Annotated in this window: 15 protein-coding genes; 3 read left to right on the plus strand and 12 right to left on the minus strand. The window is 62.4% G+C overall.

From position 1 onward, the window contains the following. Positions 1-234 precede the first annotated feature (234 nt). The gene (gene fdxA, locus AC4FAH_RS00140) at positions 235-558 is read left to right on the plus strand and encodes a ferredoxin FdxA (protein WP_043333067.1); all 324 of its coding nucleotides are present in this window, start codon (positions 235-237) and stop codon (positions 556-558) included. A gap of 1,262 nt (positions 559-1,820) precedes the next feature. Here fdxA and eno read toward each other — a convergent pair. The 12 genes from eno to pilM form a co-directional block, all read right to left on the minus strand. Continuing rightward, positions 1,821-3,110 (minus strand): phosphopyruvate hydratase, encoded by a 1,290-nt coding sequence (gene eno, locus AC4FAH_RS00145; RefSeq protein ID WP_043332946.1) that lies wholly within the window; start codon positions 3,108-3,110, stop codon positions 1,821-1,823. A 102-nt stretch (positions 3,111-3,212) separates the two neighbouring features. Next, the gene (gene kdsA, locus AC4FAH_RS00150; protein ID WP_153636589.1) at positions 3,213-4,064 is read right to left on the minus strand and encodes a 3-deoxy-8-phosphooctulonate synthase; all 852 of its coding nucleotides are present in this window, start codon (positions 4,062-4,064) and stop codon (positions 3,213-3,215) included. A 131-nt stretch (positions 4,065-4,195) separates the two neighbouring features. Continuing rightward, complete coding sequence (pyrG, locus tag AC4FAH_RS00155) at positions 4,196-5,836, minus strand: CTP synthase (protein ID WP_043332948.1); 1,641 nt, start codon at positions 5,834-5,836, stop codon at positions 4,196-4,198. Positions 5,837-6,030: 194 nt separating this feature from the next. Further along, positions 6,031-7,446, minus strand: coding sequence for an FAD-dependent oxidoreductase (locus tag AC4FAH_RS00160; protein ID WP_043332950.1), 1,416 nt, complete (start codon positions 7,444-7,446; stop codon positions 6,031-6,033). Positions 7,447-7,523: 77 nt separating this feature from the next. Further along, complete coding sequence (gene gltB / locus AC4FAH_RS00165) at positions 7,524-11,975, minus strand: glutamate synthase large subunit (RefSeq protein WP_054556504.1); 4,452 nt, start codon at positions 11,973-11,975, stop codon at positions 7,524-7,526. A 507-nt stretch (positions 11,976-12,482) separates the two neighbouring features. Beyond that, complete coding sequence (aroB, locus tag AC4FAH_RS00170; RefSeq protein ID WP_054556505.1) at positions 12,483-13,589, minus strand: 3-dehydroquinate synthase; 1,107 nt, start codon at positions 13,587-13,589, stop codon at positions 12,483-12,485. Between the two features lie 69 nt (positions 13,590-13,658). Then, positions 13,659-14,201: a shikimate kinase AroK gene (gene aroK / locus AC4FAH_RS00175; RefSeq protein ID WP_054556506.1), complete on the minus strand. Its 543-nt coding sequence runs from the start codon at positions 14,199-14,201 to the stop codon at positions 13,659-13,661. Beyond that, on the minus strand, positions 14,201-16,258 hold the full coding sequence (locus AC4FAH_RS00180) for a type IV pilus secretin PilQ (RefSeq protein ID WP_153636590.1): 2,058 nt from the start codon (positions 16,256-16,258) through the stop codon (positions 14,201-14,203). The genes aroK and AC4FAH_RS00180 overlap by 1 nt, the downstream gene beginning before the upstream one ends. A gap of 152 nt (positions 16,259-16,410) precedes the next feature. Continuing rightward, positions 16,411-16,962 (minus strand): pilus assembly protein PilP, encoded by a 552-nt coding sequence (locus AC4FAH_RS00185; RefSeq protein WP_107335934.1) that lies wholly within the window; start codon positions 16,960-16,962, stop codon positions 16,411-16,413. After that, positions 16,959-17,591, minus strand: a complete 633-nt coding sequence (locus AC4FAH_RS00190; protein WP_153636591.1) for a type IV pilus inner membrane component PilO — start codon at positions 17,589-17,591, stop codon at positions 16,959-16,961. The genes AC4FAH_RS00185 and AC4FAH_RS00190 overlap by 4 nt, the downstream gene beginning before the upstream one ends. Further along, the gene (locus tag AC4FAH_RS00195; protein ID WP_153636592.1) at positions 17,588-18,178 is read right to left on the minus strand and encodes a PilN domain-containing protein; all 591 of its coding nucleotides are present in this window, start codon (positions 18,176-18,178) and stop codon (positions 17,588-17,590) included. Before AC4FAH_RS00195 ends, AC4FAH_RS00190 begins: the two co-directional genes overlap by 4 nt. Continuing rightward, positions 18,175-19,239, minus strand: a complete 1,065-nt coding sequence (gene pilM / locus AC4FAH_RS00200) for a type IV pilus assembly protein PilM (protein WP_107335932.1) — start codon at positions 19,237-19,239, stop codon at positions 18,175-18,177. Before pilM ends, AC4FAH_RS00195 begins: the two co-directional genes overlap by 4 nt. Before the next feature lie 248 nt (positions 19,240-19,487). On the opposite strand from pilM, the gene AC4FAH_RS00205 reads away from it, so the two are divergent. Continuing rightward, the gene (locus tag AC4FAH_RS00205) at positions 19,488-22,004 is read left to right on the plus strand and encodes a penicillin-binding protein 1A (RefSeq protein ID WP_287020549.1); all 2,517 of its coding nucleotides are present in this window, start codon (positions 19,488-19,490) and stop codon (positions 22,002-22,004) included. 224 nt (positions 22,005-22,228) lie between these two features. Next, on the plus strand, positions 22,229-22,990 hold the full coding sequence (locus AC4FAH_RS00210; RefSeq protein WP_043332961.1) for a DUF481 domain-containing protein: 762 nt from the start codon (positions 22,229-22,231) through the stop codon (positions 22,988-22,990). Positions 22,991-23,085: the final 95 nt, after the last annotated feature.

A 23,085-nucleotide genomic window follows, 5' to 3' on the forward strand; every position in this document is an offset into this window, starting at 1 on the left:
AGTGGCAAGGCCCGAGAATGCGCGGCAAGGCTCGACAGCAACCTTCGGGCATAGCACCATTCCAAAACGATCCGCCCCTGCTGATTGCGGGGGCGGCAGAGCGCCACTAGAATAACGCCTTATAACATCTGCGCCGCTTATAACCTGAAGACCATGATGTCGCCGAGATGACACATGGTGGGCGCCTGGACCACGACCTACGAGAGAGACGCCAATCCGCGTCAGGAGACCTGCATGGCATTCATCGTCACCGAGAACTGCATTCGCTGCAAATACACCGACTGCGTGGAAGTCTGCCCGGTGGATTGCTTCTACGAAGGCCCGAACTTCCTGGTGATCAACCCGGATGAGTGCATTGACTGCGCGCTGTGTGAGCCGGAATGCCCCGCCGAAGCCATCTTCTCCGAAGATGAAGTGCCGGAGAACCAGAAGGAATTCATCGAGCTGAATGCCGATCTGGCCGAAGTCTGGCCGAACATCAGCGAGAAGAAGGACGCCATGGAAGACGCCGAGAAGTGGGATGGTGTCGATGGCAAGCTTGAGTATCTGGAGCAGTAAGCCCCTCAAGCAACCCGCATCTCACGTGGCAAGCGGCTTGCCCGCCCTGACCGGGCAAGCCCGGGTCTCACGACAGAAACGGCAGCGATTCCCTCGGGAGCCGCTGCCGTTTCTGTCTCTGATGCTTGAAGTCGGTGCCTGAAGTCGGAGACTCAAGCTCATGTCAGGAGCTCAGCCCCCTGACATCCGGGCATAAAAAAGGGCGACCCCGTAAGGTCGCCCGCTCCAAGCGTGTCCCTGTCGATCCATCCTGGATCGCACTCCTGAGTGCTGTCCCTGCCCTTCACGACATCCTGTCATTCGGGGCGCACCGTCACGCGTGGCGGGCATTGCAGCACTGCTCGCGCAGCTGTCCCACCGCAATGCCCGTTAGTGCAGATATTTGCCTGTCCTGCTGTCCTGCCCATGCATTGCCCGGCGTCCTGCCTGTACCGCTCCCTGCCTGTGCAGCTGACAGCCTCACGACATTCCTTGTCCGACCATCCTTGTCGTGGCTTCCTGCCACTTGATGCTGCCGCTTTCTGCCCCATCATTCCTGACGCGGATGATGTCCCGTCATCCGTCACTTCCTGTGAAGGGCAAGCTTCCTGACTGCATATCAGAGCCTGGGGCTCTTCGACACTCCGTGTCGTTATCGTGCTTCCTGCCTGTGTGGCGCTTCCCATCGCCGACGGATCATCCTGATCCTGACACACTCCGGTGTCATGCCCGCTATCCTTGCTTCCCTAGCATTTCTCGCCTGACTCCTTCAAGCGAAGATATGCAGCTCTCTGCTACCGACGTCCATGTCAGGTCCTTTTCCGCCGAGCGTCCTGCTCAGCGGGGCGAAACGTCCTGTCTCGCCATCAAGTCTTTTCTGATCATCCCGTTGGCATCCTGCCGAGACTGCGGTGTCCCGCCGCACCCTCACGTCCATGCAGCCATTCTGGGCAGCATTCGCCGGCGAGGCAACTAGCCAAACCGCTTAACCCGCTATATCTGAACAGGCCGTCAAAGAAAATATCATCAATAAAATCAAATAGATATTGAAGAACATACGTTCATGTCCGCAGGCGACTCGCAGCCAGTGTCTCGATTGTCCTGCGGGATTTGTAAGAGATGGCTTACACGAAATCAGTGCCTGAAAGCGGCCTGTTTCCTGCATCCCCCTCAAACGCACTCAATCATCGCCTGCAATGCACAACGGGGCCGTGCCAGAAGGCACGACCCCGTTGCAAGTTACCTCTGCGATGCTGGGCGCTGAGCCCTCACATCACAGGCGATTACTGACCCTTGATCTCTTTCAGGCCGTTGTAAGCCACGTCACCCAGCTGCTGCTCGATCACCAGCAGACGGTTGTACTTGGCGACACGGTCAGAGCGGCACAGAGAGCCGGTCTTGATCTGGCCAGCACAGGTACCGACGGCGAGGTCAGCGATGGTGGTGTCTTCGGTCTCGCCACTGCGGTGGGAGATGACCGCGGTGAAGCCGGCGGCCTGCGCCATCTTGATCGCATCCAGGGTCTCGGACAGTGAGCCGATCTGGTTGAACTTGATCAGGATGGAGTTGCCGATGCCTTCATCGATACCACGGCTCAGGATGCGCGTATTGGTGACGAACAGATCGTCGCCGACCAGCTGCACCTTGTCGCCCAACTCGTCGGTCAGCATCTTCCAGCCTTCCCAGTCGGACTCATCCATGCCGTCTTCGATGGAGACGATCGGATATTCCGCGGCCAGGCCGGCCAGATAGTCGACGAAACCACGTGCGTCGAAGCTCTTGCCTTCGCCGGACAGGTTGTACTGACCGTCCTTGTAGAACTCGGAAGACGCGCAATCCAGCGCCAGGGTCACATCGGTGCCCAGGGTGTAGCCTGCATCGCTGACGGCCTGCTTGATGACGGCCAGTGCTTCGGAGTTGGACGCCAGGTTCGGTGCAAAGCCACCTTCATCACCCACGGAGGTGCTCAGCTCGCGACCCTGCAGCACCTTCTTCAGCGCGTGGAAGATCTCGGCGCCGGTGCGCAGTGCTTCACGGAAGGTCGGCGCGCCGACCGGCTGGACCATGAACTCCTGGATGTCGACATTGTTGTCGGCATGTTCACCGCCGTTGATGATGTTCATCATCGGCACCGGCATGGAGTACTGGCCTGGCTGGCCGTAAAGCTCAGCGATGTGAGCGTAGAGCTCGATGCCCTTGGCCTGCGCTGCCGCCTTGGCAGCCGCCAGAGAGACGGCAAGAATCGCGTTGGCACCCAGCGATTCCTTGTTCTCGGTACCGTCCAGCGCCAGCATGGCATCGTCCAGCGCGCGCTGGTCGAGTGCATCCATGCCCACGAGGCGCTCGCGGATCGCGCCATTGACGGCTTCGACTGCCTTCAGCACGCCCTTGCCCAGATAACGGCTCTTGTCGCCATCACGCAATTCCAGCGCTTCACGCGAACCGGTGGAGGCACCGGAAGGAGCGCAGGCACTGGCGCGTTGGCCACCCTCCAGCACGACCTCGGCCTGTACGGTCGGGTTACCACGGGAATCGAGCACCTCAAGGGCGCGGATTTCGACGATATTGGCCATCTTGTGTCGTCCTCTACACGGGGGATTGAAACACCACGACGGGCATCTTGCCCATAGTGCAAAAAGGCCGCTCACACAGGGGTGAACGGCCAGTAGTCCTGCTCAACGAATGTCCAGCGGCGCGAAGCCCTTGACCAGTGCATCCAGCGATTGCAGCTGGCGCAGGAAGGGTTCGAGCTGATCCAGCGGCAAGGCGCAGGGGCCGTCACACTTGGCGTTGTCCGGGTCCGGATGCGCTTCGAGGAACAGACCCGCCAGCCCCAATGCGACACCGGAGCGTGCCAGATCGAAGACCTGCTCACGACGGCCGCCAGCGGAATCGGCTCGCCCGCCCGGGCGCTGCAGCGAGTGGGTGACATCGAACAATACCGGCAGGCCGCTATCCTTCATCTCGGCCATGCCGAGCATGTCGACCACCAGGTTGTTGTAACCGAAGCTGGAGCCACGCTCGCACAGCAGAATCCGGTCATTGCCCGCTTCACCGCACTTGGCGACGACATGGCGCATCTCGTGCGGCGCGAGGAACTGCGGCTTCTTGACGTTGATGACGGCGCCGGTGCGCGCCATGGCCACGACCAGGTCCGTCTGCCGCGCCAGGAAGGCCGGCAGCTGGATGACATCGGCCACTTCCGCCACGGCTGCCGCCTGATGCGGCTCATGCACGTCCGTGATGATCGGCACACCGAAGCGCGACTTGATCTCGGCCAGAATCTCGAGCCCCTTCTCCATCCCGGGACCACGGTAGGAGTGCATGGAGCTGCGATTGGCCTTGTCGAAGCTGGCCTTGAAGACGTACGGCATGCCCAGGCGTGTCGTCACTTCGACATACTGCTCGGCGACTTCCAGCGCCAGCTCCCGCGATTCGAGCACGTTCATGCCACCGAAAAGCGTCATCGGACGATCGTTGGCGACTTGCAGACCCGCAAATTCGATCATGCGTTGTTCGTTGCTCATCTCTGCACCGTCCATCAAATCGTTGTCCATCGGCAGTCTGCCTGATGATGCTCTGGCGAACATCAAGACATGCAACCACCGCGGAGAAGACCTACGGGCGCCACCCGAGGTGGCGCCCGCTCAACACCCTATCACTCGCCGCGAGTACGCGCCGCCTTGTGATTGAGCGCGGCATTCACGAAGCCGGTGAACAGCGGATGGCCATCACGCGGCGTGGAGGTGAATTCCGGGTGGAACTGACATGCCACGAACCACGGGTGATCCGGCAGCTCGACCATCTCGACCAGAGAGTTGTCGACGCTGCGACCGGAGAAGATCAGGCCCGCTTCTTCAAGGGCCGGCACGAACTGGTCGTTGACCTCATAGCGGTGACGGTGACGCTCGACGATCTCGTCGCTGCCATAGGCCTGATGCGCCTTGGAGCCGTTGAGCAGGCTGCAGGCCTGGCCGCCGAGGCGCATAGTGCCGCCCAGATCAGACGCCGCGTCGCGGGTCTCGATCTTGCCTTCCGGCGTCAGCCACTCGGTGATCAGACCGACCACCGGGTGCTGGGTGTCATGGGTGAACTCGGTGGAGTTGGCATCGCTCCAGCCTGCCACGTTACGCGCGAACTCGATGACGGCAACCTGCATGCCCAGGCAGATGCCCAGATACGGCACCTTGTTCTCACGCGCGAAGCGCGCAGTGGCGATCTTGCCTTCCACGCCACGCTCGCCGAAGCCGCCCGGTACCAGCACCGCGTCCTTGCCGATCAGACGGTCGGTGCCGTTGCGCTCGATTTCCTCGGAGTCGATGAAGTCGACGTTGACCTTCACACGCCCCTGGATACCGGCGTGGATCAGCGCCTCGTTCAGCGACTTGTAGGCGTCGAGCAGCTCCATGTACTTGCCGACCATCGCGATGTTGATGGTCTTGAGCGGGTTGAGCTTGGCGTCGAGCACCGCGACCCACTCGGACATGTCGGCCTCTTTGGCCTCCAGGCGGAACTTGTCGCAGACGATCTCGTCGAGGCCGGCTTCGTGGAGCATCAACGGAATGCGATAGATGGTGTCGGCATCCTGCAGGGAGACGACGGCACGCTCTTCGACGTTGGTGAACAGCGAGATCTTGCGACGCTCGCTTTCCTCGATCTCGACTTCGCTGCGGCAGATCAGGATATCCGGCTGGATACCGATGGAGCGCAGCTCCTTGACGCTGTGCTGGGTCGGCTTGGTCTTGGTCTCGCCGGCCGTCTTGATGTACGGCACCAGCGTCAGGTGCATGAAGAGTGCACGCTCGCCACCCAGCTGCGCACGCAGCTGACGGATGGACTCCAGGAACGGCAGCGACTCGATGTCACCCACGGTACCGCCGATCTCGACCAGTGCGACGTCATAGCCTTCACCGCCGGCGATCACGCGACGCTTGATCTCGTCGGTGATGTGCGGGATGACCTGCACCGTTCCGCCGAGGTAGTCACCGCGGCGCTCCTTGCGCAGCACGTGCTCGTAGACGCGACCGGTGGTGAAGTTGTTGCCCTGGGTCATGCGCGAGCGGATGAAACGCTCGTAGTGACCGAGGTCGAGGTCGGTTTCCGCGCCATCTTCGGTGACAAAGACTTCGCCGTGCTGGAACGGGCTCATGGTGCCCGGATCGACGTTGATGTACGGATCCAGCTTGAGGATGGTGACCTTGAGGCCACGGGCCTCGAGAATAGCCGCCAGCGAAGCGGATGCGATGCCCTTGCCAAGCGAGGACACAACGCCGCCCGTCACGAAGATAAATCGTGTCATGGAAACCTGCCGAAAACGTGAGCTGTAGGAGAGATCCGGGGGAACGGATCAGGATGGGTCGCCAGTCTAGCGGAAAGGCTGCTCCGGCTCAATTTGAATGCCACCACCTGCCCATCTCGCGTCGCCATCCGATGCACCCGCCATAACGCATCAGACCCGCCGTGGCGGGCCTGATGCGTGACGTCACATGACCCTTACACTTCCAGGAAATCAAGAATCCCTTCAGCGGCACGGCGACCTTCATCGATGGCGGTCACCACCAGATCGGAGCCGCGCACCATGTCACCGCCAGCGAACACCTTGGCATTGGTGGTCTGGAAGGCATGACGCTCGGCGCTGGTCGCGATGCGGCCACGCTCATCGACGGCGATGTCGAAGTCGGCGAACCACGGCGCAGGGCTTGCCTGGAAGCCGAAGGCCACGACCACGGCATCCGCCGGCAGAATCTCTTCAGAGCCCGGCACCACTTCCGGACGCTGACGACCATTGGCATCCGGCTCACCCAGACGGGTGCGCACGACCTTGACGCCTTCGACCTTGCCATCGCCGACCACTGCCACCGGCTGACGGTTGAAGAGGAAATCGACGCCCTCTTCGCGGGCATTGGTCACCTCACGACGTGAGCCCGGCATGTTGGCCTCGTCACGACGGTAGGCACAGGTCACGCTTTCCGCGCCCTGGCGGATGGAGGTGCGGTTGCAGTCCATCGCGGTATCACCGCCGCCGAGCACCACGACCTTCTTGCCTTCCATGGAGACGTAATCCGCCGGGTCCTTCTCGAAGCCCAGGCAGTGATTGACGTTGGCGATCAGGAAGTCGAGCGCCTTGTGCACGCCCGGCAGATCCTCGCCCGGGAAGCCGCCACTCATGGCGTTGTAGGTACCCATACCGAGGAAGACGGCATCGTATTCCTCGAGCAGCGCATCGAAGGTCACATCACGCCCGACCTCGACGTTGAGACGGAACTCCATGCCCATCTCTTCGAAGATCTCGCGGCGGCGCGTCATCACGCCCTTCTCGAGCTTGAACTCCGGGATACCGAAGGTCAGCAGACCGCCGATTTCCGGATGGCGATCATAGATCACCGGACGCACGCCATTGCGCACCAGGATATCGGCGGCACCGAGACCCGCCGGGCCTGCACCGATGATGGCGACGCGCTTGTCGGTCCAGCTGACCTTGGACATGTCGGGGCGCCAGCCCATCGCGAAGGCGGTGTCGGTGATGTACTTCTCCACCGAGCCGATGGTGACGGCACCGAAGCCGTCATTCAGGGTGCAGTCGCCCTCGCAGAGACGGTCCTGCGGGCAGACGCGACCACAGACTTCCGGCAGCGAGTTGGTCTGGTGCGAAAGCTCGGCGGCTTCAAGGATATTGCCCTCGGAGACCAGCTTCAGCCAGTTGGGAATGTAGTTGTGTACCGGGCACTTCCACTCACAGTAGGGGTTGCCACAGCCCAGGCAGCGATGTGCCTGGCTGGCGGCTTCTACCGGCTTGAACTCGGCATAGATCTCGTTGAACTCACGTGCGCGCACGCGAGCATCTTTCTTCTGCGGGTCCTGACGACCCACATCGATGAACTGGAAGTCGTTGGCGAGCTGATTGGCCATGATGAATCCTCCTTCAAAATCCGGGCACCGTCGCGGTGCGGGCCCTCACCCGAGGCATGCTGGGGTGAGGGGTGCGATCACTCCGGCTGACGCCGTGACTGGTCCAGCAGGCCGTTGAGGCTTGCCGCCTTCGGCTTGACCAACCAGAAGTGACGCACGAAGTCAGGGAAATCACGCAGGATGTCGCGCCCGCGCTCGGAGCCGGTCTCGGCCACATATTCCTCGATGACTTCGCGCAGATGGCGACGATAGGCCTCCATGGCTTCGGTATTGATGCGGTGGATTTCCACCAGCTCGTGGTTGTACTTGTCGACGAAGTCGCGATTCTCGTCCAGCACGTAGGCGAAGCCGCCGGTCATGCCCGCACCGAAGTTGACGCCTGTCTCGCCCAGCACGCACACCAGACCGCCGGTCATGTACTCACAGCAGTGATCACCCGCGCCTTCGATCACGGCGTGCGCACCGGAGTTACGCACCCCGAAGCGCTCGCCGGCGGTGCCCGCGGCATACAGCCTGCCGCCGGTCGCCCCGTACAGGCAGGTGTTGCCGATGATGGCGGTCTTGTGGCTCTCGAAGCGCGAACCACGCGGCGGCACGATGGTCAGCTTGCCGCCGTTCATGCCCTTGCCGACATAGTCGTTGGCGTCGCCTTCCAGATGCATCTCGAGTCCGTGCGCGTTCCAGACACCGAAGCTCTGGCCTGCCACACCGGTCAGGCTGACCTTGAGCGGCGAGCCCGCCAATCCGGCCTCGCCATAGCGCTTGGCGATTTCACCCGAGACACGCGCGCCCACCGAGCGATCGCAGTTGGTGACATGGAAGCTGAACTCGCCACCGCTGCGGCTGTCGATCGCAGATTCCATCGCGGCCAGCATCTCGAGGTTCTTGGCACCGGGATCATGCGGCTCGTTGCGGCTGACCTGGCAGAACTGCGGCGCGTCCTTGGGCACGAAGTCATTGCCCAGCAACGGCGTGAGGTCGAGACGACGCTGCGCGTTGGTCTCACCTTCCAGCACTTCGAGCAGATCGGTACGACCGATCAGGTCGGTGATCTGACGCACGCCCAGCAGCGCCATCAGCTCGCGCACTTCCTCGGCGATGAAGCGGAAGTAGTGCTTGACCATCTCGACGGTGCCGCGGAAATGCTCGTCACGCAGCGCCTGGTGCTGGGTCGCGACACCGGTGGCACAGTTGTTCAGGTGACAGATACGCAGGTACTTGCAGCCCAGTGCGACCATCGGCGCGGTACCGAAGCCGAAGCTCTCGGCGCCCAGGATCGCGGCCTTGACCACGTCCAGGCCGGTCTTGAGGCCACCATCCGTCTGCAGACGAATCTTGTGCCGCAGCTGGTTGATGCGCAGCGCCTGATGCACCTCGGGCAGCCCCAGTTCCCACGGGGAACCGGCGTGCTTGATCGAGGTGATCGGGCTGGCCGCGGTGCCACCGTCATAGCCGGAGACGGTAATCAGGTCGGCGTACGCCTTGGCGACACCGGTGGCGATGGTGCCGATCCCCGGCTCGGAGACCAGCTTGACCGAGACCTGCGCCGACGGATTGACCTGCTTGAGATCGAAGATCAGCTGCGCCAGATCCTCGATGGAATAGATATCGTGGTGCGGCGGCGGCGAGATCAGTGTCACCCCCGGCACGGCGTAGCGCAGACGTGCGATCAGGTCGTTGACCTTGCCGCCCGGCAGCTGACCGCCCTCACCGGGCTTGGCGCCCTGTGCGACCTTGATCTGCAGTACCTCGGCATTGACCAGGTACGCCGGCGTGACACCGAAGCGACCGGAGGCGATCTGCTTGATCTTGGAGGAGCGCACGGTGCCGTAACGCGCCGGGTCCTCACCGCCCTCACCGGAGTTGGAGCGCCCACCGGCCTCGTTCATGGCCTGGGCCAGCGCTTCATGTGCCTCGGGAGACAGTGCACCAAGCGACATGCCGGCGCTGTCGAAGCGCGGCAGCAGTGACTCGACGGACTCGACTTCCTCGATCGGCAGCGGCTCGGCGACCGGCTTGAGGGTCAGCAGGTCACGAATGGTCGCCACCGGACGCTCGTTGACCAGGCGCGCGAATTCCTTCCACTTGCCGTAGTCACCCTGCTGCACGGCCTGCTGCAGCTTCACCACCACATCCGGGTTGTAGGCGTGGTATTCGCCACCATGCACGTACTTGACCAGTCCGCCCTGCTTGATGCGCTTGCGCGGCAGCCAGGCTTCACGGGCCAGCAGTTCCTGCTGGAACTGCAGCTCGGCAAAGCCGGCGCCTTCGATGCGCGAGGCCATGCCGGTAAAGCACATGTCCATGACTTCACTGTTGAGACCGACCGCCTCGAACAGCTGCGAGCCACGGTAGGAGCCGATGTGCGAGATGCCCATCTTGGACAGGATCTTGTAGAGGCCCTTCTGCATGCCCTTGCGATAGTTCTCGCGGGCATCTGCCGGGTTGCCGGACAGCTCGCCGGTGCGATGCATGTCAGCCATCACCTGATAGGCAAGGTACGGGTAGACCGCCGTGGCGCCCACCCCGAACAGCACTGCCATCTGGTGCGCGTCACGCGCATAGCCGGTCTCGATCACCAGGTTGACGCGCGGGCGCAGGGCCAGCGCACCGAGGTGATGATGGATGGCGCCGGTCGCCAGTGCGGCGTGGATCGGCAGCTGCCCCTTCTTCAAGCCACAGTCGCTGAGTACCAGGATCACCTTGCCATTGCGCGCCGCTTCCTCGGCCTGCTGACAGAGGCCCTTGAGCGCCTGCTTGAGGGAGTCCTGCGCCGGATCGTAGTGCAGCTTGAGCGTCTGCGAGGTGAAGGCCGGATCTTCGTGATTGACCAGCGCATTGAACTTGCGCGGTGACAGCACCGGCGTGGTCAGGATCAGGCGATGCGCGTGCTCCGGCGTCGCGTCGAAGATGTTGAGCTCGGCGCCACAGCAGGTCTCCAGCGACATCACAATCGCTTCGCGCAGCGGATCGATCGGCGGGTTGGTGACCTGGGCAAACTTCTGACGGAAGTAGTCGGTCAGCACGCGGTTCTGGCGCGACAGCACGGCCATCGGCGTGTCATCGCCCATGGAGCCGACCGCCTCCTGACCGCTCTCGGCCAGCGGGCGCAGCAGCTGATCGCGCTCCTCGAAGCTGACCTGGAACATCTTCTGGTAGACGTCCAGCTGATCGGCATCCATCGGCTGGAAACGCGCCAGCTCGGTCAGTGCCGACTCGAGATAGTTGGCGTTCTCACGCAGCCAGCGCTTGTAGGGATGCGCGCCCTTGAGGCGCTCACTGACCTGATCGGTGTGCAGCACTTCACCGGTCTCGGTATCGACACCCAGCACCTGACCCGGCCCGACGCGCCCCTTGGCGACGACATCTTCCGGCTTGTAATCGTAGGTGCCGATCTCGGAGGCCAGGGTGATGAAACCATTGCGCGTGATGACCCAACGCGCCGGACGCAGGCCGTTGCGGTCCAGCATGCACACGGCGTGGCGACCGTCGGTGAGCACGATGCCCGCCGGGCCGTCCCAGGCCTCCATGTGCATGGAGTTGTATTCATAGAAGGCACGCAGATCGGAGTCCATCTGCTCGACGTTCTGCCACGCCGGCGGCACCATCATGCGGATGGCGCGATAGATATCCATGCCACCGGTCAGCAGGACTTCCAGCATGTTGTCCATGCTGGAGGAATCGGAGCCGACAGTGTTGACGATCTCGTCCAGCTCGGCGATCTCGGGCAGCTGCTCGGAGACGAAGTTCTCCTTGCGCGCGTTGGCCCAGCCGCGGTTGGCCTCGATGGTGTTGATCTCGCCATTGTGGGCGAGGAAGCGGAACGGCTGGGCCAGCGGCCAGCGCGGCGCGGTGTTGGTCGAGAAGCGCTGGTGGAAGACACAGATCGCGGTCTCGAGGCGCGGGTCGCCCAGGTCCTTGTAGAAGCGCGGAAGGTCTTCCGGCATCACCAGACCCTTGAAGGAGATGACCTTGCCGGAAAGCGAGCAGACGTAGAAGTCCTCTTCACTCTTCAGCGCCTGCTCGGCATAACGGCGCGCCATGAACAGATCGACATTGAAGGCGATGTCGGTGCGCTCGTCGGCGGCACCGACGAAGACCTGACGGATGCGCGGCAGGCAGTCGCGGGCCATCGGGCCGCACACGCTGTCATCCACCGGCATGTCGCGCCAGCCCAGCACCTCGAGATTGCGCGCGCTCAGCGCCGACTCGAAGGCGTCACGCGCGGACTGTTCACGCGCGTCATCATCGGGCAGGAAAAGCGTGCCGACGGCATAGCGAGCGCCCAGTTCCAGCCCGAGGGTTTCTCGAGCGATCTGGCGCATGAAGCCGTCCGGCATCTTGAGCAGCAGGCCACAGCCATCGCCGGTCTTGCCGTCAGCGGCAATCCCGCCACGGTGGGTCATGCAGGTCAGGGATTCAATGGCGGTCTGCAGCAATTCGTGGCTCGCCTGCCCTTCCATATGGGCGATCAGACCGAAGCCGCAGTTGTCGCGGAACTCTCCCGGATGGTGGAGACCTTTGTTCATGGGGCGTGCCTCACGGAGAAATCATGTGTCCAGATGCTTTTTTTCAAGCATTTTCCCGGTTATAGTTATCGGTTATCTTTATTTTTATACCTGCCGATAGTGGCGCCATCAGTGTCGCTACACGACGCCAGATTTCCCTCGAGCATATCCCCCAGCTTCCCGCCTGCGCAATTCTCCACAGGTCGCCCATCGACCAAAAAAACCTGACAAAACCGAAGGTTAGAAGAACCTTCAACCAAAAAACCCTGTAGGCTCAAGCGCTTAGCGGGTAGACATGCCCCATGAATTTCGCCTTGCAACTTTAGTATTGGTTAAATAAAAAACAGCGTTTTTATTCGATTTACCCCATACCGATTACGCATACGGCATACCAATTCAGGAATCACGCTCCACCAATGACTCCGTCACGGCGCGCTGACACCCGCCAAAAGAAAAGCCGCCACCCAGAGGGTGACGGCTTGCGTGGTCGTGCAGCGCCCATGAACCAGCCGTTGGCTGGCCGGGATGTCAGCGAGAGCTGCGCGGCCAGTGCTCCAGCATGTCGGCCAGCACACCGGCTGGCGCCTCTTCGGTAATCACCGCTCGGCCGATACGCTCAAGCAGGATCAGGCGCAGACGGCCATCGACATTCTTCTTGTCCAGCTGCATGTGCTTGAGGAAGTCCTCGACGCCCATGTCTTCCGGAGCCGCCAGCGGCAAGCCTGCCTTGGCGATGATGTGCGAGACACGCTCCACATCCGCACTCGACAGCCAGCCCATGCGCGCCGAAAGCTCAGCCGCCATCAGCATGCCGGTGCCGACGGCTTCGCCGTGCAGCCAGACGCCATAGCCCTGGTCCGTCTCGATGGCATGCCCGAAGGTGTGCCCCAGATTGAGCAGCGCACGCACGCCCTGCTCGGTCTCGTCCTGCGCCACGACATCCGCCTTGATGGCACAGCTGCGGCGAATGGCTTCACCGAGCAGGGTCTCATCCAGCGCCATCAAGGCCGTCATGTTGTCTTCCAGCCAGCTCAGGAAGCTTTCATCCCACAGCAGACCATACTTGATGACCTCGGCCATGCCCGCTGACAGCTCACGCTGTGGCAATGTCTTGAGACTTGCGGTATCGATCAGCACCAGACGCGGCTGCCAGAAGGCGCCCAGCATGTTCTTGCCACGCGGATGGTTGACGCCGGTCTTGCCGCCCACCGAGGAATCCACCTGCGACAGCAGCGTGGTCGGCACCTGAATGAAGGCCGCGCCCCGCTGATAGCAGGCCGCCGCGAAGCCGGTCATGTCACCGATCACGCCACCACCGAGGGCGATCAAGGTGCAGCGGCGATTGAAGCCGGCCTCGAGCAGGGCATCCCAGATCAGGCCGATGCTGGCCATGTGCTTGGTCTGCTCACCGTCGTCGAGAATGACCTCGCGGATATCGAGCCCCTCGCCCAACGAGGCCTTCAGTGCGTCCAGATACAGCGGTGCCACCACGGTGTTGGTGACGATCATCACCTGACGCCCCGCAAGGTGCTCACGAATCAGATCACCACGTGCGGTCAGGCCCGGCCCGATATGAATGGGGTAACTACGCTCGCCGAGCGCGACATCAAGACGATGAGCAGGTGCCAGGGACATCAGAATTCTCCTTGGGCGAAACAGATGACAGCGACTGATGCCCGCCAGGGCCACCAGGCGCTGATGAGACTAGCCAGGGGCGTGCAACGGGTCCGCCAGCGCCTTGATGCGGCGACGGATCTCGTTGGTGACCGCCCGAGGACTGCGCCGATCGGTACGCACGATGATATCGGCCGTCTCGCGGTAGAGCGGGTCACGCAACTCGAACAGGCGCTTGAGCACCCGCCCGGGGTCATCCTGCTGCAACAGCGGACGATTGCGATCACGGCCGGCTCGCTTGAGCTGCTGTTCGACAGGCGCGTAGAGATACACGACAGTGCCGCGTTCGCGCAGTACGCGCCGATTGGCCTCCGCCATGATGGCGCCGCCACCGGTGGCCATCACGACTTCCCTGAGCGAGGTCAGCTCATCGATGACAGCCTGCTCACGCTCACGAAAGCCGGACTCGCCCTCGACGTCGAAAATCCACGGAATGCTGGCTCCGCAGCGGTCTTCAATCACATGGTCGCTATCGCAAAATTCACGATGCAAGTCGGCCGCCAGCAGGCGGCCGATAGTGCTCTTGCCGGCCCCCATGGGGCCGACAAGGAATACGTTGGGAATCACATGCATCAGCGCACCGCCAGGCCGTCCTCGATGATCTTCGGGGTAATGAATACCAGCAATTCTACCTTCTCGTTGGACTCTTCGGTATAGCGGAACAGATTCCCGATCACCGGCAGGTCCCCGAGGAAGGGCGTCTTGAAGACGCTGCGAATCTGCTCGGAGGTCAGAATGCCACCCAGCACCACGGTTTCGCCATCATTGACCAGCACCTGCGTCTCGATTTCATTGGTATCGATGGCCGGTTCGCCATTGAAGCTGTCATCGGAGACATCGTCATTGTTGATCAACAGATCCATGATGATGCGGTTGTCAGGCGTGATCTGCGGCGTCACTTCCAGCGCCAGCACCGCTTCCTTGAACTCGATGTTGGTCGCACCGCTGGAGGTCGCCTCCTCGTAGGGAATTTCCTGCCCCTGCTTGATGACGGCCTTCTTCTGGTTGGCGGTGATGATCTTGGGCTGGGAGATGGTCTGGCTCTTGCCTTCGCTTTCCAGCGCCGAGAGCTCCAGGTCCAGCAGGATATCGCCGGACAGGTAACCGAAACTGAAGGTGCTTCCCGGACTGCTGTCATCACCCAGATCTACGCTCAGACCACCGTTGCTGGTCGTACCGGTCGACGCGCCTTCCAGGCCGAACTTGCCGTTGCTGCTGTTGGAAAGCCCCCAGTTGACACCGATCTCGCTGGAGACGCTGCTGCGCGCGATGACGATGCGCGCCTCGATCTGCACCTGACGCACCGGGATATCGAGATATTCCAGCGTGCCGCGAATGGACTCGAGCGTATCGCGGGTATCCTGGATCAGCATGGTGTTGGTGCGCTCATCGACCATCACGCGTCCCCGCTCGGACAGCAGACCGATACCGCCTTCACCGCGCAGCAACGCCGCCAGGTCCGCCGCCTTGGCATAACGCACCTGGATGTATTCGGTGGTCATCGGCGCCAGCTCCTTGACCTGCTGGTTCGCCTCGAGCTCCTTGCGCTCCAGTGCCGCCAGCTCTTCCGCCGGCGCGACCATCAGCACGTTACCCATGCGACGACTGGCCAGACCGTTGGACTTGAGCACCAGATCCAGCGCCTGATCCCAGGGCACTTCCTTCAGGTTCAGGGTCACGTTGCCGGTGACGTTGTCACTGGCGACCAGATTGAGCCCCGTGAAGTCAGCGATGATCTGCAGCACGGAGCGCACTTCGATGTTCTGGAAGTTGAGCGAGATCTTCTTGCCGGTGTAGGGGAACTTGTCCTTGATGCGCTCCGCCTGCTCTTCGCGCGTCAGCGGCTTGACCTCGAGCACCAGCTCGTTGCCTGCCTGGGTGGCCAGCTGGGTGTAGTAGCCACTGGCATCCACCACCATGCGCACGCCATCACGGGTACGCTGCGGATCGATACGCGTCACCGGCGTGGCGAAATCGCCGACATCCAGCACCTGATTCATCTCCGGCGGCAGCTTCACGCCCTTGATGTCGACGTAGATCTTGCGCCCGCGCTCGGTGACGCGCGACTCGACGTTGGAGCGGTTGAAGTTGATCACGACGCGACCTTCACCGTCCGTGCCACGACGGAAATCGATGCCACTGACGGCCGGCTCGCTGGCCACTTCCAGGGCACGATTGTCCGGCGGCACGTTGGCGGCGTTCGCCTGGGAGGCAGCCGCAGGCTGAGCGCCCGGCGCACCGCCCTGCTCGCCGATGATGACGTAGAGGCTGTTGCCCTCGGTGCGCGTGACGTACGGCTTGGACTGGTTGAGCTTCATGACCAGACGCGTGCGCGAGCCGGCCTCCAGCGCCACCAGTTCGTCCACGCCGCTGAGCCCCAGATCGAAGCGACGCTTGTCGAGCTGACTGCTGGTATCCAGGAGGTCGATGGTGATGCGCGGCGGCGTCTCGATACGGTAGCCCTTGACCTCCGGCACTCCGCCGACGAAGTCGAGCTTGAGCTCCATACGGTCGCCCCCGAGGGCGGTGAAGTTGAGGTCCTGCAGCGACGATGCAGCCATCGCCACATTCGCCATCAGGCTACCGACTGCCGCCAGCCCCAGCAGACTCATTCGTTGCAATCGCGTCATGTTCCCTAGTCCCCTGTCTCGCCGTGGCTCCGTTCAACCGTCGGGCTGATCGCGCCTTATTCTTATCGAAGCGTTATGGTGTCGGTCGCCAACTCTTGCGGGTCGACCGTTCGTCTTCCGTGACAATATGGCTACTGCCAACGCCAGTGATCTCAACCACCTTGCGACACGGGCTCTTTCAGCGCCATGGCGCGAGACCGCTCTATCCAACCGCCCTGACCATTGGGCACGATTTCCACCATATCGATCTGCGTATCACCGATACGGGTGATCCTGCCGAAGTTGCTGCCCATATGGTTGCCGACCCGCACACGCTGGACTTCCTGCTCCGGCGTCAGAATCAACGCCGAACGCGCGCCATCGACATCCAGCGTCCCGACCATGCTGAGCTGCTCCATCGGCCAGGCTTCCAGTGGTTCACGAGGGCGATCGAGGTCCGGTCGCACACCGTTGTCGACGGCCGTCAGCTCCTCTTCGGGCTCCGGCAGGCGTGACTGGAAAGGACTGCGCGCATCCGCCATGTCATAGGTGACGGGATGATACTCGGGTTGCGGCGGCAACTCCTGCACCTTGCCGGAAGGACGCCCCCTCAAGGACTCGAGCTCCCCTTCCAGCGCGCCCAGCTGCGGATCCCCACAACCCGCCAGCAGAGTGACCAGCAACGCACTTCCCATCACGGTGTTTCGACGTGTCATCAGGCTCATTGCTTGCCTCCTGACGTTGCCGGGGTCTGGCGATAATTGTAGGTCTTGGCCAGTAGCGACAGCTCGAGATCATCGCTGTTGGCGACCGGCGTCAGCACGAAATCATGCAGCGTCACGATGCGTGAAAGCCCCGCGACACCGGAAATGAAGGCGGCGATACGATGATAGTCGCCGCGCACCTTGATATCGAAAGGTTGTTCGACGTAGAAGTTGCGATTCTCCGCCGGCTTCAGACGAATGTACTCGACCGCCAGCTGGTTGTTGATCGCCGTCTCGCTGATGTCATCCAGCAGCGCCGGGACTTCCGCGTCGGTGGGCAGCATTTCCAGCAGCTGCCCCATGCGGGACTCCAGCTCCACCATCTGCTCGCGCATGGCCGGCAGGTTGGCGGCCTTGAACGCCTTGCTCTCGAATTGCTGAAGCAGCTGATTTTCCTGGGCACGCAGACGCTCGAGGTCTTCTGCCTTGGGCGCCGCAAGGAACCAATGGGACGCCCAGAACAGGGCGCCCAGCACGATAAGCGCCAGCACGGCCTGCAGCGTGACCGGCCAGATACCGGCTTCCTTCAGGTCAAGATCACGAAAATCCGTCGACTTGAGGCGGCGGATTTCAGCATCGATGAAACTCATCGCCGACCTCCTTTCTTGTCATTTTCCGCATCGGCAGCGCTCAGCGCCGACCCCATCGGGCGCTCCGGAATCATGATGTTGAAGCTGCGCTGATCGTCGTCATTGCTCTGCACATCGGAGAGCGTCGGGGTGCCGAAGGAATCCGACAAGGCAATGGCGCGCATCAGGCCGGAGACCTGACGCGTGCTTTCCGCCGTGCCATTCGCCTTGAGCTGGCGCCCGCTGCGACTGATGCTCTGATACCAGGCGCCGTCCACCAGAGACGTCACCAGCTGATTGAAGACCCGTACCGTTTCCGGACGCGAGAACTGCAGACTGCGGATCAGCTCTATCTGGTCGAGCATCTGGGTGCGGCGTGCCTCGATGTCCTCGACTTCCTTGATGTCACGATTGAGGCGGGCCATTTCCTTCTCGATGAAGGCATGGCGCTGCTGCTGCGCCTCGAGCTGGCTCTGGTAATACTCGCTCATGCCATAGCCGCCACCGATACCGATGACAGCCGCCAGCGCCAGTATGCCCATGAAGCGCTTGCTGCGCTTCTCACGCCGGTCTTCACGCCAGGAAAGCAGGTTGATCTCGATGGTCATGAGCGCTTCCTCATCGCAAGACCGCAGGCCGTGAGCATCGCCGGGGCATCGCCCGCCAGCGCCTGGATGTCGACGCGCGGATTGACGCTCATGTGAGTGAAGGGGTTGGCCATGATCACTTCAAGCCCGGTGTGCTCCGCCAGGCCTTCACGCAGCCCGACGATGGCGGCCGTACCGCCCCCGAGCAGGATACGCTGCACCTCGCGGCGCTTGCCGGCGGTGTAATAGAGCTGCAGTGAGCGTGCGATCTGCTGGATGAGCGTCTCGCGGAACGGACCCAGCACTTCGCTGTCATAGGTATCCGGCAGACCGCCACGCTTCTTGGCCAGGCCCGCCTCATCATTGGAGAGATCGAAGCGATTCATGATCTCGTCCGTCAGCTGACGCCCACCGAAGACGGCGTCGCGACTGTAGACGATGCGGCCATTCTGGATGACGTGGAAGGCGGTCATCGTCGCACCGATATCGACGACGGCAACACACTCTTCGTTGTCGTAGGTCGGCGGCAACTGATGACGCAGCTCGCCGAAGGCGCGCTCGAGGGAGAAGGTCTCGACATCGACGGCAGCTGGCTCGAGGCCGGCCTGGGACAGTGCCGAGGTCAGCTGATCGACGTCCAGGCTGCGACACGCCACCAGCAGCAGATCCTGCTGATCGGGATTGCGCGGATTGACGCCCAGATGCTGGAAGTCGAACGCGACATCGTTCAGCGGAAAGGGAAAGTGCTTCTCGGACTCGAGCGCGATGCGCTGCTCGATCTCGTCATCGGCGAGATTGGCCGGGAAGCTCAATGTCTTGGTGATGGCAGCGCTCGCGGGAACCGCGACCACGGCACGCTTCGAGCGCGGCTGTGCCTGCTCGACCGCGCGCTTGATGGCCAGCACGACTTCGTCCATGTCCCGTATACGTCGCTCGACGACTGCGCCTTCCTTGAGTGGACGCACCGCATAGCTATCGATCTGGTATCGATTTCCTTGCCTGGACAGCTCCAGGAGCTTCACCGTGGCCGACGTGATATCGACCCCGATGAGTCCCTTGCCGGCGGATTTGAGTCCCAGCAATTGGCGTTCCCCTGCTCTGATGACGATCTTGCCAGACTGGCTGGCCGCCGGTTCCCTGACGACGTTGCCGCGACACCCTCTATCATTCCAGGATGTTACATTATGTTTCCCAGAATAACACAACAGACGCGCAAGTCAGGGTTCAACGCTGGCCGCATCTGAACCCGCTACTTATAATGCCCCAGCAATGGAATTGCCAATCCCCGCGCAGCCACTCGCTTTTCTTACCCACGGACCCTGTCTTGCCCATGAAGCTATTGAGACGACTACTTTCGCCAGTGTTCTGGCTGCTGCTATCACTATGTGTCGCGGGACTTCTGGCCATCGTTGGCGCTTCGCTGTACTTCTCGCCGGGCCTGCCCGACGTCCATCAGCTTCAGGATACCAAGCTGCAGACGCCGCTGCGCATCTATACCCGCGATGGCAAGCTGATCGGCGAATACGGTGACCAGCGCCGCATCCCGGTCACCTACGACGAGATCCCCGAGACCTTCGTCGACGCCCTCCTCGCCGCCGAGGACAGCAACTTCTTCTCCCACCCGGGCATCGACCCCAAGGGGCTGGCGCGCGCGGCCGTGCAGCTGGCCTCCAGCGGCAGCATCCAGTCCGGTGGCAGCACCATCACCATGCAGGTGGCGCGCAACTATCTGCTGACGCTGGACCAGACCTTCACGCGCAAGATTCGCGAGATTCTGCTGTCGCTGCAGATGGAAGAGATCCTCTCCAAGCAGGAGATCATGGAGCTCTACGTCAACAAGATCTTCCTAGGCCATCGCGCCTACGGGATCGCCGCCGCTGCGCGCACCTACTACGACAAGTCCCTGGATGAGCTGACCCTGGCCGAGCAGGCCATGCTGGCCGGCCTGCCCAAGGCGCCGTCAAGCTTCAACCCGCTGACCAACCCGCAGCGCGCACTGATCCGTCGCAACTGGATCCTGCTGCGCATGAAGGAGCTGGGTTACATCGAGCCGCAGGCCTATGACGAAGCCGTCAAGGCACCGATCACCGCGGCACGCCACTATTCCAGACCGGAAGTGCAGGCACCCTACGTCGCGGAAATGGCACGCAGCTTCGCCGTCGACCGCTTCGGCGACAAGGCCTACACCGACAACGTCCGCATCACCACGACGCTGGACAGCTCGCTGCAGCCAATGGCACGTGATGCGCTGACCAAGGGGCTGATCGCCTACGATACCCGCCACGGTTGGCGCGGGGTCGAGGAATCCGACATCGCCGCCTCCCTGGCGGAAGCCCAGGACCAGACCGATCAGGCCGGCCTCGAGGAAGAACTCTCCAAGTCACCGGAAGTGCTGGAAACCGCCAAGCAGGCGGCCCAGAAGAGCGAGAAGCGCATCGCCGGCATCGACCGTGATGTCTCGAACTGGCTGAAAGTGCTCGACCGCACCCCGGATTACGGCCCACTGAAGGCCGCCATCGTGGTCGAAAGCACCGGCAAGCAGATGAAGGCACTGCTGGCCGACGCCACGGTCGTGACCCTCGATTGGGACGGCCTGAAGTGGGCGCGTGAGTACAAGAGCGCCAAATGGCGTGGTGGCGTGCCGGGGTCGGCCGCCGAGATCGCCAAGGCCGGTGATCTGGTACGCGTGATCAAGCAGGACGACGGCTACCGCCTGGGCCAGCTGCCGGACGCGCAATCCGCCATCGTCTCGCTGGACCCGGAAAGTGGCGCCATCCTCGCCCTGCAAGGTGGCTTCAGCTATTCCGCCAGCAAGTTCAACCGCGCCATCCAGGCACGCCGTCAGGCAGGCTCGATCTTCAAGCCGTTCGTCTATCTGTCCGGGCTCGAGCAGGCCGGCATGTCACCGGCGACCATCATCAACAACGCCCCCGTCGTGCTTCAGGATGGCGGCAAGGTGTGGCGTCCGGAAAATGCCGGCGGCAAGTTCACCGGCCCGACCCGTATCCGCGTTGGCCTGTATCGCTCGCTGAACCTGGTCTCCGTGCGTCTGCTGCAGACGGTCGGCCTCGACAAGACCCTCGACTTCCTGGTCAAGCTGGGCTTCCAGCGTGACGAGCTGCCCAATGGCCTGTCACTGGCCCTGGGCAGCGCCTCGCTGACCCCGCTGGAGATGGCACGCGGCTATGCCGTGCTCTCCAATGGCGGCTTCCGTGTCGAGCCCTGGTACATCGATACCATCACGCGTGGCGATGACGAGACCGACTATGAAGCGCATCCGCCGGTTGCCTGCGCCAACTGTGCGCCGGGCATGGTCACCGTCAATCGTGACGGTCGCCAGTACCCGCTGGCCGAGCGTGTCGCCTCCCCTGAAGCCATGTATCTGATCCGTGACATGATGCAGGATGTCATCAAGCGCGGTACTGGCCGTGGCGCCCTGGCGCTGGGTCGTGATGACCTGGCCGGCAAGACCGGCACCACCAACGACCAGCGTGATGCCTGGTTCTCCGGCTTCAACAGCAAGCTGGTGGCCACGGTCTGGGTCGGCAAGGACTCCAACGACACCCTGGCCGAGTATGGCGCCCAGGCCGCCCTGCCCATCTGGGTCGACTACATGCGCGGCGCCCTCAAGGGCATGCCGTCCTCCACCATGGAGCGTCCGGAAAACATCGTGACGGCGACCATCGACCCGGACTCTGGCAAGCGCCTGCGCAGCGGTCAGTCCGGCGGCATCAGTGAGCTGTTCCGCAAGGATAATCTGCCGCCCTACAAGGAACGCACCATCCGCAAGGAGCTGGAGCAGGAAAGCGGCTCGGAAGGTACCGGAACTTTCGAGGCCATCTTCTGATCTGATCTCCAGACCTCGCCTGCCAGCCTCATCGGCAGGGGGAGAGCCCAAGGAAGAGCGGCCGCTGGTCGCTCTTCTGCCATCTGAGCATTCGCAAGGCTCCCCCGTATCGCGATCCACTGGTAGCGTCCGGATGACGCGCCAGGCCGCCTCGCTCAGCAAGCGTCATCTCGCAAGCCACATTCCCGATGATGATGTCATGCCTCAAACATGCCGGAGTTCGCATGCTTCACCCATTGCCCACACTGCGCAGGACCGCGTTTCTGTGCCTGGCCCTGCTTCCCCTCGACACGGCTGTCGCAGACGACCTCTTCTATGCACCGCCACCCGCCAGCGAGGACTCTGAGCCCTTCAGCGGCCAGGCCGAGCTGGGCTTCACCAAGCTGTCGGGCAACTCGAACAGCGAGACCCTGCTGGGCAAGACCAGCCTCTCCTGGCACCTGAAGCCCTGGACCCACACCTTCCGTGTGGAGGCCAAACATGTCTCCAGCAGTGGCGAGACCACGACCGACAAGTACCTGGTCGGCCAGCGCGAGCGCTATGACCTCAGCGATGATCACTACGCCTTCGGGCTGCTGCGCTGGGAGAAGGAGCGCTTCTCCGGCTACAACCACCAGGTCACCTCCATCGTCGGTGAGGGCATCACGATACTGGATGGCCCCGAGCACAACCTCTCCCTCGAGGCCGGGCCGGGCTATCGCTTCGATGACATCACGGCGGGGGATCACGAGAACTACCTGCTGGGCTATGGCGCGATGGACTACCGCTGGCAGCTGTCCGACACCTCCAAGTTCGAGCAGCAGTTCTCGGCGGAGGCCACGCGCGAGAACGTGATCAGTCGCAGCTATACCGCGCTGACGGTCGCCATCAATGCAAGCCTCGCTCTCAAGCTCTCGCACGAGATCGAGAACAACACCAACCCGCCCGACGAGTCGGATGCCAAGACCGACACCACCACGGCGGCCTCCATCCTCTACAGCTTCTGAGCACAGGCCTGACGCCTGCCTGCCCAGGTGCCAGTCGCTGATGGCTCATGGCTCGCGGTTCATGACTGAAAGCAGCCACCAACAAAAAGCCCTCG

Source organism: Cobetia sp., assembly GCF_983723665.1.

What these genes read in the sequence shown, in the direction of transcription:
- fdxA (WP_043333067.1), top strand. Translation starts at nt 235, where the DNA reads ATGGCATTCATCGTCACCGAGAACTGCATTCGCTGCAAATACACCGAC.
- eno (WP_043332946.1), bottom strand. Translation starts at nt 3,110, where the DNA reads ATGGCCAATATCGTCGAAATCCGCGCCCTTGAGGTGCTCGATTCCCGT.
- kdsA (WP_153636589.1), bottom strand. Translation starts at nt 4,064, where the DNA reads ATGAGCAACGAACAACGCATGATCGAATTTGCGGGTCTGCAAGTCGCC.
- pyrG (WP_043332948.1), bottom strand. Translation starts at nt 5,836, where the DNA reads ATGACACGATTTATCTTCGTGACGGGCGGCGTTGTGTCCTCGCTTGGC.
- AC4FAH_RS00160 (WP_043332950.1), bottom strand. Translation starts at nt 7,446, where the DNA reads ATGGCCAATCAGCTCGCCAACGACTTCCAGTTCATCGATGTGGGTCGT.
- gltB (WP_054556504.1), bottom strand. Translation starts at nt 11,975, where the DNA reads ATGAACAAAGGTCTCCACCATCCGGGAGAGTTCCGCGACAACTGCGGC.
- aroB (WP_054556505.1), bottom strand. Translation starts at nt 13,589, where the DNA reads ATGTCCCTGGCACCTGCTCATCGTCTTGATGTCGCGCTCGGCGAGCGT.
- aroK (WP_054556506.1), bottom strand. Translation starts at nt 14,201, where the DNA reads ATGCATGTGATTCCCAACGTATTCCTTGTCGGCCCCATGGGGGCCGGC.
- AC4FAH_RS00180 (WP_153636590.1), bottom strand. Translation starts at nt 16,258, where the DNA reads ATGACGCGATTGCAACGAATGAGTCTGCTGGGGCTGGCGGCAGTCGGT.
- AC4FAH_RS00185 (WP_107335934.1), bottom strand. Translation starts at nt 16,962, where the DNA reads ATGAGCCTGATGACACGTCGAAACACCGTGATGGGAAGTGCGTTGCTG.
- AC4FAH_RS00190 (WP_153636591.1), bottom strand. Translation starts at nt 17,591, where the DNA reads ATGAGTTTCATCGATGCTGAAATCCGCCGCCTCAAGTCGACGGATTTT.
- AC4FAH_RS00195 (WP_153636592.1), bottom strand. Translation starts at nt 18,178, where the DNA reads ATGACCATCGAGATCAACCTGCTTTCCTGGCGTGAAGACCGGCGTGAG.
- AC4FAH_RS00205 (WP_287020549.1), top strand. Translation starts at nt 19,488, where the DNA reads ATGAAGCTATTGAGACGACTACTTTCGCCAGTGTTCTGGCTGCTGCTA.
- AC4FAH_RS00210 (WP_043332961.1), top strand. Translation starts at nt 22,229, where the DNA reads ATGCTTCACCCATTGCCCACACTGCGCAGGACCGCGTTTCTGTGCCTG.